Annotated in this window: 15 protein-coding genes and 1 pseudogene; 10 read left to right on the plus strand and 6 right to left on the minus strand. The window is 72.1% G+C overall.

Annotation, left to right across the window (positions count from 1 at the left end):
• Positions 1-194: 194 nt before the first annotated feature.
• A pseudogene (locus tag AC0OO9_RS26345) lies at positions 195-1,613 on the minus strand (excinuclease ABC subunit UvrA); the annotation flags it as partial.
• A gap of 461 nt (positions 1,614-2,074) precedes the next feature.
• Between AC0OO9_RS26345 and AC0OO9_RS26350 the strand changes: the two are divergent.
• From AC0OO9_RS26350 to AC0OO9_RS26365, 4 genes are read left to right on the plus strand one after another with little or no spacing between them, the layout of a single operon-like run.
• The gene (locus AC0OO9_RS26350) at positions 2,075-3,400 is read left to right on the plus strand and encodes a glycosyltransferase 87 family protein (protein ID WP_484513108.1); all 1,326 of its coding nucleotides are present in this window, start codon (positions 2,075-2,077) and stop codon (positions 3,398-3,400) included.
• Positions 3,397-4,434, plus strand: a complete 1,038-nt coding sequence (locus AC0OO9_RS26355) for a glycosyltransferase family 2 protein (RefSeq protein ID WP_484513110.1) — start codon at positions 3,397-3,399, stop codon at positions 4,432-4,434. Before AC0OO9_RS26350 ends, AC0OO9_RS26355 begins: the two co-directional genes overlap by 4 nt.
• Positions 4,431-5,396 carry a lysylphosphatidylglycerol synthase domain-containing protein gene (locus AC0OO9_RS26360; RefSeq protein WP_484513112.1) on the plus strand — a complete coding sequence of 322 codons (966 nt, stop codon included), beginning with the start codon at positions 4,431-4,433 and terminating at the stop codon, positions 5,394-5,396. Before AC0OO9_RS26355 ends, AC0OO9_RS26360 begins: the two co-directional genes overlap by 4 nt.
• 52 nt (positions 5,397-5,448) lie before the next feature.
• Positions 5,449-6,078 (plus strand): class I SAM-dependent methyltransferase, encoded by a 630-nt coding sequence (locus AC0OO9_RS26365; protein ID WP_484513113.1) that lies wholly within the window; start codon positions 5,449-5,451, stop codon positions 6,076-6,078.
• A gap of 81 nt (positions 6,079-6,159) precedes the next feature.
• Here the strand turns inward: AC0OO9_RS26365 and AC0OO9_RS26370 are convergent, their stop codons facing one another.
• From AC0OO9_RS26370 to AC0OO9_RS26380, 3 genes are all read right to left on the minus strand, one after another.
• Entirely contained in the window at positions 6,160-6,966 is an 807-nt protein-coding gene (locus tag AC0OO9_RS26370) for an AfsR/SARP family transcriptional regulator (protein WP_484513115.1), read from the minus strand.
• Positions 6,967-7,148: 182 nt separating this feature from the next.
• Positions 7,149-7,865 carry a polysaccharide deacetylase family protein gene (locus AC0OO9_RS26375; protein ID WP_484513117.1) on the minus strand — a complete coding sequence of 239 codons (717 nt, stop codon included), beginning with the start codon at positions 7,863-7,865 and terminating at the stop codon, positions 7,149-7,151.
• A complete protein-coding gene (locus tag AC0OO9_RS26380) occupies positions 7,862-8,863 on the minus strand; it encodes a glycosyltransferase family 2 protein (protein ID WP_484513119.1) in 1,002 nt (333 codons plus the stop codon). Before AC0OO9_RS26380 ends, AC0OO9_RS26375 begins: the two co-directional genes overlap by 4 nt.
• A gap of 278 nt (positions 8,864-9,141) precedes the next feature.
• Between AC0OO9_RS26380 and AC0OO9_RS26385 the strand changes: the two genes are divergently transcribed.
• The 6 genes from AC0OO9_RS26385 to AC0OO9_RS26410 are packed head-to-tail and all read left to right on the plus strand — an operon-like array spanning position 9,142 to position 15,604.
• A complete protein-coding gene (locus tag AC0OO9_RS26385) occupies positions 9,142-10,452 on the plus strand; it encodes an aspartate aminotransferase family protein (RefSeq protein ID WP_484518055.1) in 1,311 nt (436 codons plus the stop codon).
• The gene (locus AC0OO9_RS26390) at positions 10,446-11,465 is read left to right on the plus strand and encodes an NAD-dependent epimerase/dehydratase family protein (RefSeq protein WP_484513121.1); all 1,020 of its coding nucleotides are present in this window, start codon (positions 10,446-10,448) and stop codon (positions 11,463-11,465) included. The genes AC0OO9_RS26385 and AC0OO9_RS26390 overlap by 7 nt, the downstream gene beginning before the upstream one ends.
• A gap of 11 nt (positions 11,466-11,476) precedes the next feature.
• The gene (locus AC0OO9_RS26395) at positions 11,477-12,445 is read left to right on the plus strand and encodes a UbiA prenyltransferase family protein (protein WP_484513123.1); all 969 of its coding nucleotides are present in this window, start codon (positions 11,477-11,479) and stop codon (positions 12,443-12,445) included.
• Positions 12,442-13,455: a glycosyltransferase family 2 protein gene (locus AC0OO9_RS26400; protein WP_484513125.1), complete on the plus strand. Its 1,014-nt coding sequence runs from the start codon at positions 12,442-12,444 to the stop codon at positions 13,453-13,455. Before AC0OO9_RS26395 ends, AC0OO9_RS26400 begins: the two co-directional genes overlap by 4 nt.
• Positions 13,452-14,492, plus strand: a complete 1,041-nt coding sequence (locus AC0OO9_RS26405) for a glycosyltransferase family 2 protein (RefSeq protein ID WP_484513127.1) — start codon at positions 13,452-13,454, stop codon at positions 14,490-14,492. The genes AC0OO9_RS26400 and AC0OO9_RS26405 overlap by 4 nt, the downstream gene beginning before the upstream one ends.
• On the plus strand, positions 14,489-15,604 hold the full coding sequence (locus AC0OO9_RS26410) for an endonuclease/exonuclease/phosphatase family protein (RefSeq protein ID WP_484513128.1): 1,116 nt from the start codon (positions 14,489-14,491) through the stop codon (positions 15,602-15,604). The genes AC0OO9_RS26405 and AC0OO9_RS26410 overlap by 4 nt, the downstream gene beginning before the upstream one ends.
• A gap of 95 nt (positions 15,605-15,699) precedes the next feature.
• Here the strand turns inward: AC0OO9_RS26410 and AC0OO9_RS26415 are convergent, their stop codons facing one another.
• A complete protein-coding gene (locus AC0OO9_RS26415; protein ID WP_484518056.1) occupies positions 15,700-16,281 on the minus strand; it encodes a hypothetical protein in 582 nt (193 codons plus the stop codon).
• Positions 16,282-16,647: 366 nt separating this feature from the next.
• On the minus strand, positions 16,648-17,769 hold the full coding sequence (locus tag AC0OO9_RS26420) for a hypothetical protein (RefSeq protein ID WP_484513130.1): 1,122 nt from the start codon (positions 17,767-17,769) through the stop codon (positions 16,648-16,650).
• Between the last annotated feature and the right edge of the window lie 28 nt (positions 17,770-17,797).

Genomic DNA, 17,797 nt, shown 5'->3' on the forward strand with positions numbered 1-17,797 from the left:
CCGCAACCTGTTCCTGAACGCGACGGCGATGTTGGTGATCTGCTCGGCGGCGCTGGCCTTCACCGTCCAGACTGCGTGACCGAACACGCGACGATGGCGCGGGGGGTCAACGGTTGGGTCATCGCGCGTCCAATGCCAGGTCGATGTAAGAGGCGGGACGACAGCGCAGCCGTGACGTAGTGCGTCCCGACCCCTCACCAGCGCGCGTCGTTCCGCACGGCCAAGAGCGGCAGGCCCGCTGCGTACCGCCGGAAGAAGCCCGCGGTCGGGGTGTCCGCCGTCGCGACGTCGTCCGGGGTGCCCTCTGCGACCACCGTGCCCCCGTGCGGCCCGGCTCCCGGCCCGAGGTCGACCACCCAGTCCGCCGACGCGGCGACGGGGATGTCATGTTCGGCCACGACGACGGTGTTGCCCGAGTCGAGCAACACATCGAGCGCATCCACCACCTGCTGGATGTCAGAGGGGTGCAGGCCCGAGACGGGCTCGTCGAGAACGACGAGGCCGGCCTTGCGGCTCGCAGCACCGCGCTGGATGGCGGACGCCAGCCTCAGCCGCTGCGCCTCGCCGCCGGACAACTCGGTGGCGCTCTGGCCGAGTTGGAGATAGCCGAGCCCGACCTGGTTCAAGGCTCCCAGGGTCTCTGCGAGTTGCCGGGGCTCGGTGAACTGCTCCACGGCCTCGGCGACGGTCAGTTCCAGCACCTGATCGATTGCCAACCCCTGGTACCTGATTTCCAAAGCCTCCGGCTTGTAACGCCGGCCCTCGCACGTGTCGCAGACCACCCACACATCCGGCAGGAAGTGCATGTCGACCAGCTTGCGGCCATAACCGGTGCAGGTCTCGCAGCGGCCGCCGCCCGCGGTGTTGAAGCTGAACCAGGAGGCGTTGACCCCGTGCCCGCGCGCTGCACAGGTCTCGGCGAATAGCTTACGGACAATGTCGAACGCCTTGCTGTACGTAGCCGGGTTGGATCGCGGCGTCCGCCCGAGCGGTTCCTGATCGACGACAGCGACCCAGCTGAACCCCTCGATGCCGGTCACCTCCCGCACCGTGTCGGTCGCCGTCCCGTTCAGGGCGGCCTCCACGCCCGCCCCGAGTGCGCTGAGTAGGCTGCTCTTACCGCTGCCGCTCACCCCGGTCAGGCAGGTGAGCCGACCTGTAGGGAAACGCACCAGGTCCGCAGTCACGTTGTGCGCACGCAGGCCGTGCAGCTCCACCCAGTCGATGTCAGCGCCGGCCGGGCGACGCGTCCGGCACAGCCGCGGCCCCTCGCCGGCCAGATGCCGCCCGGTCAGCGACGTCGGATGGGCGGCCGCGTCCGCGGGAGGCCCTGACACCAGGACCTCACCGCCGAGCCGGCCCGCTCCTGGCCCCAAATCGATCACCCAGTCGGCTCGGGCGATCAGCTCAGGGTCGTGCTCGACGAGGAGCACCGTGTTACCAGCCTCGCGCAGCTCCAGGGCGATGTCGAGCAGGTGCGCCTTGTCCGCCGGATGCAGCCCGTTCCCAGGCTCGTCCAGGACGAAGATGATGCCGCTCAGCTCGCTTCTCGACATCGACCGGCTCCAAGCCCCGTGCGGAGATCCTCGCGACCTCGGCGACTGGGTCGTCGACCCAGATCATGCTGACAGCCCCGCCGGCCCGGTTGAGATCCTGGATGATGTACACGTACCGATCCTCGGCCAACTGCCAGACCGCCTCGGTGTCGTTCGGATAGAAGGCCGGTTCAGTACCGAGCAGCCGCGTGTACCACTCCAGGGCGCTGGCATAGTCGCCCACCGGGATGCCCGCGAACACTCCTACCGCCATGTCTGTCTCCTCAGTCGATGTCGAGCCCTGACCGGCGCCGGGCACTGAAGGACAGACCGGGCCGGCGGCAAAACCCAGCGAGGTCGACCCGACCGCCTCCGGACGGGTCGCGCGCCCAGGTTACCCCTGGTAGTGGCGGTATGCGCGCGGCGGCCGGTGTCGATCCGGCCGCTGTGGACGGTGGGTAATCCAGACCAGTTACAGGATGCATTCACTGATCGATTGTTACCGTTCTCCCGCCGACGCCTGAAGGGGGAGATCGGTGATGACCCTTTCGTCGGCACCAGACCCCGGCTCCCGGCCGCGACGTCACCCCGGCCCGGCGCTCCCGGCCACCGCCCTGCTCCTGCTTCCGGTGCTGGTGGCCGCCGCCGCGGTCGTCGTGTACCGGGCGACCGGCCGGTTCTGGGGCGACCTCGCGGCCTACCGGACGGGCGCGCTGGCCGCTGCCGGCGGCGACGGGCAGCTCTACGACGTCGCCCACCGGGGCGCGGACGGCATCGCGCTGGGGTTCACGTACCCGCCCTTCGCCGCGCTGCTGCTGCAACCGCTGGCGTACGTCGACACCGCCGTCGGCGTCGGGCTCTGGACGCTGGCCTCGGTCGTCGCGTTGTCCGCGGTGGTGCGCGTGGCGCTGCGCGCCGCCGGCGCGGGCCCGCCGGTACCCCCCGGCGTGGTGTTGGCGGGCACCGTCGCGGCGCTGCCGATGTTCCCGGTGGCCGGTCACCTCCAGGTCGGCCAGGTGGGCCTGTTCCTCACGCTCATCGTGCTGCTGGACCTCACCTCCGGCCCCGCGAACCGCTGGCGGGGCCTGGGCGTCGGCATCGCCGCAGGGATCAAGCTCACCCCGCTGATCTTCGTGGCGTACCTGCTCTGCACCGGCCGGTGGCGCGCGGCGGGGGTGGCACTGGCCGGGTTCGCCGCCACCGTCGGGCTCGGGTTCGCCTGGCGGCCGAGCGACTCGGCGAGGTTCTGGGGCGGCGGCCTGCTCGACACCGCGCGGGTCACCGACGATCCCCGCACCGTCCTGAACCAGTCGCTGCACGGCGCGCTGGCGCGCCTCGGCGACGTCGCCGACGTGCGTGCCGTCTGGCTGCCGGTGGCGGCGCTGACGGCGGTGGCGGGGATCGTCGTCGCGGCCCGCTGCGCCCGCGTCGGAGACGAGCTGCGCGGGGTGCTCGCCTGCGCGACGACGGGCGTGCTCGTCTCGCCGGTCTCCTGGCACCACCACTGGGTCTGGTGCGTACCGGCGCTGGTGCTGCTGGCGGCGCGGGCCCGGACGCGGGCCGACCGGGCCGCAGCGCTGGCCGGCGCGCTGCTCTGGACGATCTGCGTGGCCAGCGCCGCCTGGATCCTCGTCGGCCTGCGCGGCGAGGACTTGCACTTCCGGGGCTGGGAGCTGCTGCACAGCAACGCGTACGTGCTGGTCGGGCTCGTGGCGTTGGGCGTGCTGGCCCGGCGTCCCGGTGGGCCGCGGGCGGGCGCCGACCCGACCGGGCCGGCGCCCGCCGCGCCCCGGCACGACCGACCGCAGGAGAGGGACGGTGAGACCGTGACCCGCGCCGACGCCATCGAGGACCGGATCCGGTGAGGATCTCCGTGGTCGTCCCCAACTTCAACAAGGAGCGGACGCTGCACGAGTGCCTGTCGGCGGTGTACGCCCAGAGCCCGCCGCCGGCCGAGGTGATCGTCGTCGACGACGCGAGCACGGACCGGTCGCGGCGGATCGCGGCCGGGTTCCCCTGCGCGGTGGTGGCGTTCCCGGTCAACCGGGGCGTCTCGGCGGCCCGCAACGCCGGCGCCGCCCGCGCCACCGGCGACGTGTTGTTCTTCGTCGACTCCGACATCGCGCTGGCGCCTGGCGCGCTGGCCGCCGCGGTACGCACTCTCGAGGCGCACCCCGACTGCGGCGTGGTGCAGGGCATCTACGACCTGCGCCCGCTGCACGACGACGGGCCGGTCGAGGCGTACAAGACGCTGTTCGAGCACTTCTGGCGGCGCCGGGCCACCGGGGTGACGGCGACCACCATGTTTGCGCTGACCGCCGTGCCCAGGGCCGTCTTCGAGCTGGTCGGCGGCTTCGACGAGCGGCTGCGCGACGCCGAGGACGTGGAGTTCGGCACCCGCCTGCCGAGCCGCTACGAGATCCGGGCCAGCGACGAGATCGTCGGCCGCCACGACGACGTGGACCGGCTGTGGCTGTACCTGTCGGAGCTGTTCCGCCGTGCGGTGACGTACGCCGATGCCGTGGTCGTGGCCCGCTGGGAGCGGCCGGTGGCCGGCGCGGACGGCGCGGGCCGGACGCCGCACCGGGTCGACCTCGCCGCGGTGGTGGGCATGGCGGCAAGCGCGCTGGCCGTCGGCACCGCGTCGCTGGCCCTGGTGTCGCCCCGGCTGGCGCTGCTGGCGCTGGGCCCGCTCGCCGCCTTCGTCGTGGCCGACCGGGAGCTGCTGGCGTTCGCCCTGCGCCACCGCGGTCCGTGGTTCCTGCTCTACGCATTGGGGCTACGGTGGCTGACGCACCTGACGGAGTTCGTCGGGATGGGGCTGGGGGTGTGTGGCGCGCTGCTGCGGCGGGTCCGTGCCGGCCGCGCCCGTCGGGTGACCCCGGTGTCGCAGCGGTGAGGGCCCGCTGGTGGCGGCTCGCCAACCATGTCCTCACCGCGGCCTTCGTGATAGCCCTGACCGTCGGTCTGGTGCTGTTCGTGCGCGCCCAGGACTGGACGCCCGTGGCGACGCTCGCCGCCCGCCTCGACCCCGTCCGGGTGACCGCCGCGCTGGCCGCCGCCATGCTGATCAACTCGGCAGGGCTGCTGCTCGGGCTGGCCTCGTGGCGGGCGCTCTTCGTCGACCTCGGGGCGGCGGTCGACCGGTGGACGGCGTACCGGATCTTCTTCGTCGGGTTCCTGGCCAAGTTCGTCCCGGGCCGCTTCGTCGCCCTGCCGCTGCTGCTGCGGATGGGCAGGGAGATCGAGGTGGGTCCGGTCCGGCTGGCCGGGGTGTTCCTGCTCAGCTGGGCGGTGGTCGCGATGACCGGGACGACGGTCGCGCTCGCGGCCGGGCCGGCGTTGCTGGCGGGCGCCGCCGGGTGGCTGCTGCTCGCCGCGGTCCCGCTGGTCGTGCTCTTCGTCCGTCCGGACCTGCTCAACCGAGGGCTCGGTGCGTCGGCCCGGCTGCTGCGGCGACCGCCCCCGCAGGTCGCCGCGTCCCCGGCCGGCCTCCGTCGGGCCATCACCGCGCAGTCGCTGTCCTGGCTCGTCTCCGGGCACCACCTGTGGCTGCTCGCGGTGGCTGCCGGCGCGCCGCCCCTGCGGTCGTACCTGATCTGCGTCGCCGGCTTCGCGGCGGCCACCGTCGCCGGCCTGGTGGTGATGGTCGCCCCGGACGGCCTGGGCGTACGTGAGGCGGTGCTCATGGTCGGGCTGGCCACCGTGCTGCCGGTGACCGTGGCGACGCCGGTGGTGCTGGTCAGCCGGCTGGTCTGCGCGCTGAGCGAGGTGGCGGTCGGCGGCGGCGGGCTGCTGGTGGCCCAGTACATGCACCGGCGCCGTGTCGGCCCGGTCGAGCGGGCGGCGCCGGTCGGCTGACCGGCCCGTCACCTGAGTCCGAGGCTGAGTCGGACAGAGAGTTGGTGACAGCATGTCGATCGCGCCACTGCGGACGATGGCACGGCTGGTCGGAGTCCCGGTCCGGGCGCTGGTGCGCCGCAGCACGAGGCTGAACGCGGCGCTCTGGGACACCCAGTACGCGCTGGGCTTCTGGGGCTACCTGGACGGCGCGGGCGACGGGGCCATGCCGCTGTCGCTGATCGAGACGTGGGCCCCGCGCCCGACGATCCTCGACCTCGGCTGCGGCACCAGCGCCAACCTTCCCCTGACCCAGGGCCGGTATCGGCACTACCACGGCGTGGACATCAGCCGCCGGGCGATCGAGGTGGCCCGGTCGCTTGCCCGGCCGGACGCGTCGTACGAGGTGGCTGACATCCGGGCCTACCGGAGCCTGGAGCGGTACGACGCCATCCTGCTGCGCGAGGTCATCTACTACCTCTCGGTGGCGGAGGCGGAGCACCTGCTGCGCCGGCTGCCGGACATGCTCACCGCGCGGGGCCGGATCATGGTGCAGATCTACGACGTCGACCGGTCCCAGCAGTTCGTCGAGGTGATCCGCGGCTGCGGGCTGGACGTCGCGACGCGGTTGCCGACGGACTGCGCCGACGGCGCGACCGGCGCCTTCTTCGTCCTGACCCCCGTGGCCGCCCCGCGGGGCTGAACCCTGCCGGCGCCGGCCGCTGCCGGGGCAGGGGAGGGGCCCGTCGGGCGTCCCGCGCGCCCCGGGCCCCCGGCCCCGCGTTCAGACGGAGACCCGGCGCTCCCACCACGGCCACACCGTCACCGGTTCGCTGCGCAGCAGCCGGCGGTGCAGGTCCTGGAGCCGGTGCCCGGGTTCGACCCCGAGCCGGTCGGAGAGGGTGCTGCGGGCGTCCTGGAAGGCGGTGAGCGCCTCCGCCCGCCGGGAACTCTGCCCGAGCGCGACGAGCAGCAGCTCCCAGAGCCGCTCCCGCATCGGGTGCTCGGCCAGCATCCAGCGCAGCTCGGCGACCACGTTCTCGACGTCGCCGAGCAGGAGCCGTACGCCGGTCGCCTCCTCCAGGACGTCCTGGCGCAGCTCGGTCAGCCGGATGCGTTCGGCCTCGGCGAGCGGGCCGGTCGCCTCGTGCAGGGCCCGGCCGGTCCAGTGGGCCAGGCCCCGCTGGAAGAGGTAGAGCGATCGGGACAGGTCCGCCTGGGACCGGGCGGCGCGGGCCGCCCGGACGTCCCGTTCGAAGCGGATGATGTCCACGGCGTCCGACGGGATGTCGAGGGTGTAGCCGGGCCGGGTGGACCGGAGCACCCGGGCCAGGGCCGGCCGCCGGCCGGGCGGCTCCAGGACCCGGCGCAGTCGGCCGATGTAGGTGTGCACCATGTTCTCCACCGAGTCGGGCCGGCGGCCGGCCCAGATCCCGTCGACGATCTGCGCGACGGACATCACCATGCCGCTGCGCAGCGCCAGCACCGCCAGGACCTCCCGTTGCCGTGGTGTGCCCAGGTACAGGTGCGTGTCCCCGCGCTGGGTCCGGATCGGCCCCAGGAGCAGTATGGACAGTTCATCGTGCGACATCAGGTGTCTCCCCCACCAGAGGAGCCGGGTGCCAGGACCCGGCTCGGCACTTGTCGACGGCACTGTCCGGGCACCGGACAACCACGGCGTCGGGGCGGCTCCGGGACGGCAGGCGAGTCGACGGTTCGACGCGCGTTCGGCGGCTCCCCGCAGCGGCAGGGCCCTCGGGGCATCCGCGCCACCTACCGGTCGTCCGGGACGGTGACGAAGCGCAGCCCGCGATCGGTCAGCCTCGGGAGGACCTCGGCCAGGGCAGCGACGGTCTGCGACCGGTCGCCGCCGCCGTCGTGACAGAGCATGATCTGCCCGGGCCGGGTGCGCGACAGTGTCCGGGCGATCCGGGCGATGCCGGGGCTGCGCCAGTCGCTGGGGTTGACCGTCCAGTCGACCGGGACGAGGCCGAGCTCGGCGGTGGTCCGCAGCACCCCGGGCGACCAGTTGCCGCCGGGGGCGCGGAACAGCCGCGGCGTGTGCCCGGTCGCGTCCTCGATCTCGTGCTGGGTCCGGTCGATCTCGGCGGTGATCTCGTGCCGGGCCAGCGCGGCGAACGGCTGCGGGTGCGTCATGGAGTGGTTGCCGATCAGGTGGCCGGCGGCCAGCACGTCCCGGGCCAGCTCCGGGTGTTCCCGCACCCGGTCGCCGACGAGGAAGAACGTGGCCCGCACGCCGTGCCGGTCGAGCAGGTCGAGCATCGGCGCGGTCCACCGCGGGTGCGGGCCGTCGTCGATGGTGAGCGCCACGTCGTCGCCCGGCACGCCGAAGGTCGGTCGCCGGGGACCGCCGAGCGCGGGGCGGCGGCGCAGGAGCTGCCGGCCGCGGTAGGCGAAGAGCAGGTAGTGCAGGGCGTGCGCGCAGAGCTGGGAGCCCAGCCGGGCCACCGGTTTCCGGGCGCCGCTCATCGGGGCGTTCTCGCGGTGGTCACGCGGGTCGGCCCGAAGTCGCGGTCGGCGAGGTGGCGCAGCCCGCCCACGACGGCGCCCGTGACGACGGCCAGTTGGACCAGCAGGTGCACGGCGAAGAAGAAGACCGCGTACGCGGGCCCGCGCCGGCGCAGCACGAACCGCAGCAGGCCGGGCTCGGCGACCATGAACAGCGCGAAGAACAGCAGCGACGCCAGCGGCCAGCCGCCGGTGAGCGACGCCAGCGGCAGGGCCGCCGGCACCAGCGTCGCGGTGATCAGGCCGGTCGGACTGTTGGCGCGGATGCCCGCCGGTCCGCGTTCGGCCAGGGCCACCGGGATCAGCAGCTGCGAGCGGTGGAACTGCTTGCGCAGCAGCGCCCCGAGGCGGCTGTCGTCGTCGTGTCGGCAGACGACGGTGTCGGTGAGGACGATGCCGTACCTGTCGCCCATCCGGTCGCCGAGTTCGACGTCCTCCGAGGCGCGCAGGTTCTCGTCGAACAGCCCGACCGTGGTGAAGACCTCGCGGCGGATGAGGCAGACCGCGAAGAGGGTGGTGCGCACCCGCCCGACGTTGCGTAGCCGCCAGTAGTGCCCGTGCAGCAGCCGGTACGCCTCGACCGGCCCGTCGTCGATCAGGGGTTCGAGCGCGTAGATGCCGTGTACGCAGGCGACGTCCGGCTCGTCGCGCAGGATCGCGAGGGCGTTCTCCAGCGCGTCCGGTTCCGGGGCGCAGTCGGAGTCGAGGAAGAGGAGCAGCTCGCCCGTGCTGGCCTGGATGCCGCGGTTGCGGGCGGCGGCTGGCCCGGCGTTGCGGTCGGTGACCAGCAGCCGGCAGGGGAACCGCCGCGCGATCTCCCGGGTCTCGTCGGTGCTGGCGTCGTCGACGACGATGACCTCGGTCACCGGTTGTCGCTGCCGGTAGACCGCCTCGAGACAGGCGCCCAGGGTCTTCGCGCTGTTGTGGGCGGGGATGATGACCGACACCGTCGGCGGCATGATCAGCACCTCACCGGGAAGTAGGGTAATTCGTAAGTAATATTGACGCTGGGAATTCCGTCGGGACGCGACCAAGTTATCGACCGGCAACCCCCTCCCGCAAGGGTTGCCTTGCGTAGTCAAGGTTCCATCCAGCCTCGGTCCAGGAAAGATTTCGGGGCGATGGATAGCGTCGCGGCATGCCCAATCTGGTCAGCGTCGAGGAATGCGAGCGGCTCACCGTTCGCGAGGTGCACGACCTCTATCGGCGGTACGTGAACGCAAGCCAGGTCAATCTCATGACCTCGTTCGGGTTCGGCCGGGAATTGGTCGAGCACGCTGAGGGCGCCTACCTGACATTACGCGACGGCCGGCGGGTCCTCGACCTGACCGGCGGGGTGGGGGTGCTCAACCACGGCCACAACCATCCACGCATCGTGGCGGCCCGGCGACGGTTCGCGGAGCGCCAGCGGATGGAGGTGCACAAAACGTACTTCTCGCCATACCTCGCGGCGCTTGGCCACAACCTGGCGCAGTTGCTTCCCGGCGACCTCTCGATGTCGTTTCTCCCCAACTCCGGTGCGGAGGCGGTGGAGGGTGCGGTGAAGCTCGCCTTCAAATACCACGGCGGCCGGCGGGGAACCATCCTGCGGGCGGACTGCGGTTTCCACGGAAAGTTGCTCGGCTCCGGCGGATTGACCGGTCAGCCCCACTTCGATTTTCCGACAATCCCCGGAATCGTCCCGTTTACCTACGGCGACCTGGATTCCGTCCGATCGGCTATCGAGGCGCACCCCGGCGACGTCTATGCCCTGATCGTCGAACCGTTCAGCGCCTCCACCATTCAGTGGTGCGACGAAGGTTTCCTTCGCGGGGTGCGGGAACTGTGCGACCGGCACGACATCGTGCTGATCTTCGACGAGATCTACACCGGCTGGGGCAAGACGGGCAGCCTCTTCTACTTCATGCGCCACCCCGGCCTGGTGCCGGACGTGCTGACCACGAGCAAGTCGTTCGGCGGCGGCAAGTCGTCCATTTCGGCCTTCGTCGCCCGGGAGTCGGTGTTCCGCAAGGCGTACGACAACCTCACCGACGCGCTGCTGCAGAGCACCAGCACGACCTACTACGGCATGGGGGAGGAGTGCGTCACCGCCATCGAGGCGATCAACGTGGCGGTGGAGGACGACTACCCGGCGCGGGCCCGCGAGCTTGAACGCGTCCTGGAACCGGCCCTGACCCGGCTGGCCAAGGAACACCCGGAGGCGGTCGGCCGGGTGGCGGGCGCCGGGGCGCTCTGGGGCGTGCAGATCGACGGCGGGCCGAAGATCCTCGACCTGGTCGCCCGGCTCGCGCCCGGCGGCGTGGCCCGGGACCCCAGGTTCAAGGCCAAGCTGGTGACCTGCGCCGTCGTCAACGCGCTCTACCGGGACCACGACATCTTCACCTACTACACGCTGAACGGACTGAACCCGCTGGTCATCGGCCCATCGCTGGTCACCGACCCGGCCGACGCGCAGCGCGCCGTCGACGCCCTCGGCGAGGTGCTCGGCCAGGGCCTGAACCGGCTGGTCACCCGGTTCGTCGCGCAGAAGGTGGGATCGCTGTGGTGATCGCGATCACCGGCGCGGCGGGCATGCTGGGCTCCCGGCTGGTCGACCGCCTCGGCGCCGACGGCCACCACGTACGCGGTGTCGACCTGCGGCCGGAAGACGGGGTCACCCACGTCGGGGACGTCCGCGACCCCCGCCTGCTGGACCGCGCCTTCGCCGACGCCACCGTCGTCATCCACTGCGCGGCGGCGCTGCCCAGCTACCCGGCCGACCAGATCCGCTCCGTCACCGTCGAGGGCACGCGCGCCGTGTTCGCCGCCGCGGAGCGGGCCGCGGTGGCCCGGGTCGTGCACGTCTCGTCGACCGCCGTCTACGGGCTGCCGACGCGGGTGCCCACCGGGGAGGAACACCCGCACGCGCCGGTGGACACCTACAGCGCGGCCAAGGCGGCGGCCGAGGAGATCGCCGTCCGGCACCGCGCCAACGGGCTGCCGGTGGCGGTGCTGCGACCCAAGACCTTCCTCGGCCCCGGCCGGATGGGACTCTTCTCGATGCTCTTCGAGTGGGCCGAGGAGGGCCGCAACTTCCCGGTCCTCGGCCGCGGCGACGTGCGGATCCAGATGTTCGCCGTCGACGACCTCGTCGACGCGGTGGTGACCGTCCTGCACGCCCCCGACGAGGTCGCCAACGACACGTACAACCTGGCCGCCGAGCGCTTCGGCACCCTCCGGGAGGACTTCCAGGCGGTCCTGGACGCCGCCGGCCACGGCCGGCGGGTGGTCTCGCTGCCGGCCCGGCCGGCGCTCGCCGCGCTCAGCCTGCTGGAACGCAGCCGGCTCTCGCCGGTCTACGGCCGACTGCTGCACAAGCTGATGGCCGACTCGTACGTCAGCATCGACAAGGCCCGACAGCGGCTGGGCTTCCAGCCGAAGCTGTCCAACCAGGACGCCATCCTGCGCACCTTCGAGTGGTGGCGGACCGAGCGGCACCGTGAGCGCCCGGCGCGGGACGGGCGCACCAGCCGTGATCCCTGGCGGCAGGGCGCCCTCGCCGCCGCGAAGATCTTCTTCTGACAGGGGCCCTGATGACCGCCGTCGAAAGCGTGGTGGAGCCGGTCGCCCCGGTCACCACCGGACCCGTCGCGCGCGTGCCCGCGCTGCTGCGACACCTCGTGGTGCTGGCCCGGCCGGGCCACGCCGTCAAGAACCTGCTCGCCGTCCCGCTGGCCCTGACCGACACGCCGGTCTGGACGGCGACCGCGCTGTGGCGGTGCGTCTGGGCGGTGGCCGCGTTCACGCTCGCCTCATCGGTGATCTACGTCGTCAACGACATCGCCGACCACCGGCTGGACCGGGCGCACCCCGCAAAGCGGCGTCGGCCGATCGCCGCCGGCCACGTCCCGGTACCGGTGGCCGGGGCGTACGCGGTCGTCCTCGCCGTGCTGCTGGCCACGCTGACCGTCAACGCGCCGGCGATGACGTGGTGGCCGCTGGTCGCGTACCTCGCGCTGAGCACCGCGTACAGCAGGTGGCTCAAGCACGTGCCGCTGCTGGACGTCTGCGTGGTCTCGGCCGGCTTCGTGCTGCGCGTCATGCAGGGCTACGCCGCGACCGGTGCGGCCGCCTCCAGTCTCCTGCTCACCGCGGTGTTCAGCGGCTGCCTGGTGCTCGTCCTCGGCAAGCGCCGGCACGAGCTGGCCGCCCTCGGCACGCCGCACCGGCCCGCGCTCGTCGGCTACAACCTGCTGCTCGCCGACCACCTGCTCGGTCTCACCGCCTCCCTGGCCGGCACCGCCTTCCTGCTCTACCTGCACGTCGACGCGCCGATCGACGCCTACCCGCCCGTCGCGCTGGCGGTCGTCGTACCGCTGGGACTGCTCGCCGCGTTCCGCTACCTGCAGGCGGTGCTCGTGCTGCGCGCCGGCGGCGACCCGATCCGGATGCTGCTGCGCGACCGGATGATCGTCGGTTGCGCCGTACTCGCTGGCGCCACGCTGGCCCTGGCACAGATCACCGCCCGCTATCCCCACCTGCTGACCTGGACGGACAGATGAACCATCCCCTCGTGTCGGTCATCGTGCCGAACTACAACTACGCCCGCGCGCTGCATCTCTGCCTCGACTCCCTGCGGGCACAGACGTACCCGCATCTGGAGATCATCGTGGTCGACGACTGCAGCACCGACGACTCGGTCGCGGTCGCCGAGGCCCACGGCGCGCGGGTCGTGCGTACGCCACGCAACGGCGGGCCGGCCGCGGCCCGCAACCTCGGCGCGGCGACCGCGGCGGGCGAGATCCTGTTCTTCATCGACTCCGACGTGGCGGCCAAGCCCGACGCGGTGGCCAACGCGGTCGAGCTGCTGGCCGCCGACCCGACGATCGGGGCGGTCTGCGGCAACTACGACCCGGTGCCGCTGATCCGCGACAGCCTCCTGGAGGAGTACCGCTGCCTCCAGCAGTCCTACTGGCTCATCGCGGACGAGGGACCGATCATGACGCTCTACACCGCGCTGCTGGCCGTGCCGGCGCGGGTGTTCACCGAGATCGGTCCGTTCAACCCCCGACTGCGGGAGACTGAGAACGCCGACTACGGGATGCGGCTCGCGCAGCGCTACCGGATCCTGCTCTCCCCGCGGGTGCGCGGCGTGCACGACCACGACCACGAGCTGGGGGTGCTGGTGCGCAAGGTGTTCACCCGCACGGCGCTGCACATCCCGATGTACGCCCGCAAACCGGAGTTCCCCGGCGGGCTGAGCAGCGGCCCCCGGGCCTGGGTCAGCATCGCCGCCCCGCTGGCACTGCTCACCGCCGCCCTGCCCCTGCTGCTCGGCCCGGCCTACCTGCTGGTGCCGCTGGCCGCGTTCGTCGCCTTCCTCGCCGGGGACCTGCCGATGCACCGGTTCGTACGGGTCGAACGCGGGCCGCTCTTTCTGGTCTACTTCGTCGCGATGCACTTCTTCCTGAACCTGGTCATCGCCGTCGCCGCGGCCTGCGGCGTGGTCGCCTGGCTGACCTCGGGCCGGTTCCGGCGGCTCTACGACCGACCGGAGGTCGCCACCCGATGAACGAACTCCCGCTCGTCTCGGTGATCGTGCCGAACTACAACTACGCCGAGTCGCTGGACCTGTGCCTGCGCTCCATCCTCGACCAGACCTATCCGAACATCGAGCTGCTGATGGTCGACGACTGCAGCACGGACCAGTCCGTCGCGGTGGCCAGCGCCCTCGGCGTCCCCGTGGTCAGCACGGGGGTCAACGGCGGCTGCGGCACCGCCCGCAACGTCGGCGCCGCGGCGACCCGCGGCGACCTGATCTGCTACGTCGACTCCGACCTGGCGCTGGCGCCCGACGCGGTGGCCACCGCGGTCCGGCTGCTCGTCGAGGACCCCGCCGTCGGGGCGGTCTGCGGCATTCAGGACGCCGAGCCGTTGCTCCACGACACCGTGGTCTCCCGATACCGCGGCCTGCAGTACCACTACTGGTCGATCAGCTCCGAAGGCGACGTGTCGTTCCTCTTCCCGGCCGTGTGCGTCATCCGGCGGGCCGTCTACGACGAGGTCGGGCCCTTCAACCCGGCGCTGCGGCAGACCGAGGAGGTCGACTACGGCTACCGGCTGACCCGCCGGCACCGGATGCTGCTCACCTCCGAGGTACGCGGGCGGCACGACCACGACCACGAGCTCTCCGGGCTGCTGCGCAAGCTGTTCCACAGGGGACGGCTGCGCATCCCGCTCTACGCACGCGCCCGCCGCTTCGGCAAGGGCTTCGAGACCGCCTCGCGCGCCTGGGGCAGTCTCGCCGCGTTCGCCGCCCTGCCGGCGCTGGCCGTACCGCTGCTGCTGGGGCCGTGGGGGGCGGTGGTTCCCGCCGCGCTGCTCGCCGCCTCTCTGGCCTGCGACGCCGGGATGTACGGCTTCGTGCTGCGCCGGCGCGGCGTGCCGTCCCTGCTCGGCTTCGCCGGCCTGCACTTCCTGGTCAACGTCACGATCACCGCCGGGGTGGCGACCGGCGCGGCGCAGTGGCTGCTGTCGCGCACGTTCCGGCAGCTCTACGACGCCTCGTTCCCGGTCGAGGGCACCACCCCCCGGTGGGAATCGGCGTGACGACGGCCGCGCCGGTGACCGCCGCCGGCACCGAGCCGACGCCGCCCGCCACCGCGCGGCCGCGACGCTGGCCGGCGGCGGTCCTGGCCGGCGCCGGCGCGCTCTGGCTCGCGTTCACGGTCGCGCACCTGGCGCTCAGCGGGCGCTGGTGGCTCTGGCTCGCGGTGGACGCCGTGCCGCCGATCTTCTTTCTCCTGGCGCCCCTGGCGCTCGGGGCCGGCGCGGCGGCGGTCCGGCGGCGGCGCCGCACGGTGGCGCTGCTCGCCGCCGCCGCGTTGCTGCTCGGCGCGGGGCAGAGCGGCGTCAACGTCCACCGATGGCAGGGCGGGGACGGCCCGGCCCCGCCCGACGCCCTGCGCGTGTTCGTCTGGAACACCGGCTACTGGGACGAGGGGGGCGAGACCGAGGCGCTGTACCGGTCGCTGCGTGACGCGGACGCCGACGTCTACCTGTTGCAGGAATACTGGTACGAGAAGAGCGCCGGACCGACGCCGGCCACGCTCGACCGGCTGCGCGCCGAGTTCCCCGGCTTCCAGGTCGTGGTCGTCGGCGAGCTGGTCACCGTCTCCCGGCTGCCGGTGCTGCGGCAGGTGCCGCTGGAGCCGGCCGGCCTGCCGCCGGCGGTGGCGGGAGCCGGCGACCAGTGGCGCTACAAGACCCTCCGAACCGACCTGGACCTCGGCGGTGGCCGCGTGCTGTCGGCGTACAACCTGCATCTGCCCGTGCAGCTCTCGCCCGAGCACGGTCCGTTCGACGGCGACTTCTACCGGGTGCTGCGCGAGCAGCACGCCCAGCGGGAACCGCAGTGGCGGGCGCTGGCCCGTGACGTGGGGTCCAACCCCCATCCGGTGCTGCTCGCCGGGGACCTGAACACCAGCCCGGCAATGGGTGACCTGCGCAAGCTGCCCGACGGCCTGCGCGACGCCGGTCACGCGATGCCGTCGCTCTACCCGGCGAGCTGGGCGGAATCCGCCGGCTGGCCGCGGTGGTGGCGGCTCGACTGGGCGCTCGCCTCGCCGGCGGTGCGGGTGCACTCCTACCGCTTCGGCGACGCGGGCGGCGTCTCCGACCACCGTCCGCAGGAACTGCTGGTGTCGCTGGGCAACGGCTGACGCGTCGCGTCCGGTCGTACCGGCCCGTGCGCAGGCACCCCGCCGGCGGGGATCCTCGCCGGTCCCGGCCGCCAGTTTCGGTGCTCCTGGCGTGGTCAGAGCCCGGCCGCGGCGTCGTACCGGCGACGCAGGTCTGCCATTTCCGGCCCGGTCAGCGCCTCCTCCCGCGCCTGCTCCACGTACTTCTGCGGGAACATCTCGCGCAGCCGGTCGACGAACGCGACGTCGGCGCTCGCCTCGACCACCCGAATGCCGGGGGGCTCGACGGACATGTCCATGATCACCGGACCGACGAGCTTTACGGCCCAGTCCCACGGACGCTTCTGCTCGGCGATCCCGCAGAGGCGGAAACCGTAGACCGTTCGCACGTCGGCGAGGGCGGTGGCTTGCGCCGGCTCGTGACCGTAGACGCGGACTCCGCAGATCACCGCCGGTTTCGCCCTGCCCTCGGTGGCGGCGTGCGGTGCGTCATGTCCAGCGTGGTGGTGTTGCCCCGGGCCCACCTGTTCGAGCGTGCTCCGCATTCGGGCCATGATCCGTGTCCGCAGATCCGTCGGTTCGGCTTCCGATCCGGCCGAGTTGGTCAGTACGACCGCGCCAGCCGTCAAGGTCAGGATCGCCGCCACCCACACGAATCGATTTCTGTACCATCCCGCGAAGCTCTGCCGGGAGAACATGCTCACCTCTTGTCTGGTCGCCGTGTCCGGTGCCCTGGCAGACGGCCCGGATGCCTCCGGCCGGTCGGATCTCCGGCGTCGGCTGTGCTGGGACACGTACGGCGGGGACGGTTGCCCAGGGGTGTGCCCGTCGTACGTGGAGACGGCCCGGCGAGGCGGCGCGCGCGGGCCGGTGAGACCGGCGCGCTACCGGCGCTGCTGCTCCCGTGCTGCCGTTCCCAGCGCGGTTGCCCCCGCGCTGCGGCGATGTGAGCCATTGCAACACGACCCGGACCGCTCCGGCAACATCGACGATGCTCATCGTCGTGCCGGGTGCCGCAGGTGAGCAGACACGTTGTCCCGGCCCGGGTTGGCGGGGGGGTCCGGTCAGGGTGGGTCGAACCGGCCCTGACACGCCACAGCCGTGGGCATCCGGTGGCACGGGACCAGGTTCGGGGGATTCAACACCGGAAAGGTGGCGGAACTCCGGATCCAGTACTGCTCCGGGTGCCGGGGCCGGGCCTCCACGACGAACGGCTTCTCCCCGTCACGGAGAATCAGCTTCCCGCCACCCTGCGGCGTGGAGTCGTGGTAAGTCGCCTCGATCTCCCAACTACAGGACTTTTCCCCGGTGACCGCCTCCACACGCAGCCCGCCGGGGGACATGCCACCACCCAGGTCGATCTTCCGGCGACTGAAGTACGGCCGTCCCTGCTCCTCGACGTCATCCGCGATGTACGGGATCGGATCCTCCTCGGTCAGATCGAAGAGCATCCCTTCGTAAGCGGCGCCGCCCTCCGGGACGACGTCGATCACCGCCTTGGCCGTCGACGGCTGGCAGGAGACGTTGACCGCGTGCATGTCGATGATCGAGAGCTGGGTAGTCCGGTCACTGATGATGTTCATGGTGAAGACCGCCGCGTCACTGGTGGACGGGTCTGTGAAGCCACCCGGCAAGCCATCGACCATCGACGGAAAGGGAAGCAGACGTCCACCCAAGGTACGGAGGAAGCGCCAGATCTCCTCGTCGGACCCGAGCGACTCCAGCTTCACCTGCTCCGGTTGGGTCAACGACCGGTCGAGGACGATCCGCCAGAACTCGGGGATGGTGCGGTCGTACTTCACCGAAGCGACGAAGGGGGTCTTGGCCTGGTCGTGCCGCCGGCCGGCGTCCAGGTCCGTCCCGACCCGTGAATCCGCGGTCTCCCGATCGAAGAAGTGGGTGACGAGCAGAGTCGCCAGTAGGGACACGATGGCCACCGCGATCGTGACGAGCAGATGCTTCCGCTTCTCCGGCGCCGGAAGATCCTTCATGCCGGGCGCGATCTGCTCCCCGGCTTGGGCGAGGAGTGAACGACCTTCCGGCGGCGCCGGTCCCGTAGCCGGTGGCCCCGCTTCCGCTGCCGCGGGTGGTGGTGGCGCAGCGGTGGTCTTCTCGCCGTCCTTGTCTGCTCCCGGTATCGGCGGTTCTGGTGCCATGTCCTTCTCCTGACCATCGTCGTCGCCCATGAAGCACGGGTGGCGTGACCCGTCGTTC

The sequence above is a fragment of the Micromonospora sp. USAFONa4 genome, assembly GCF_057197825.1.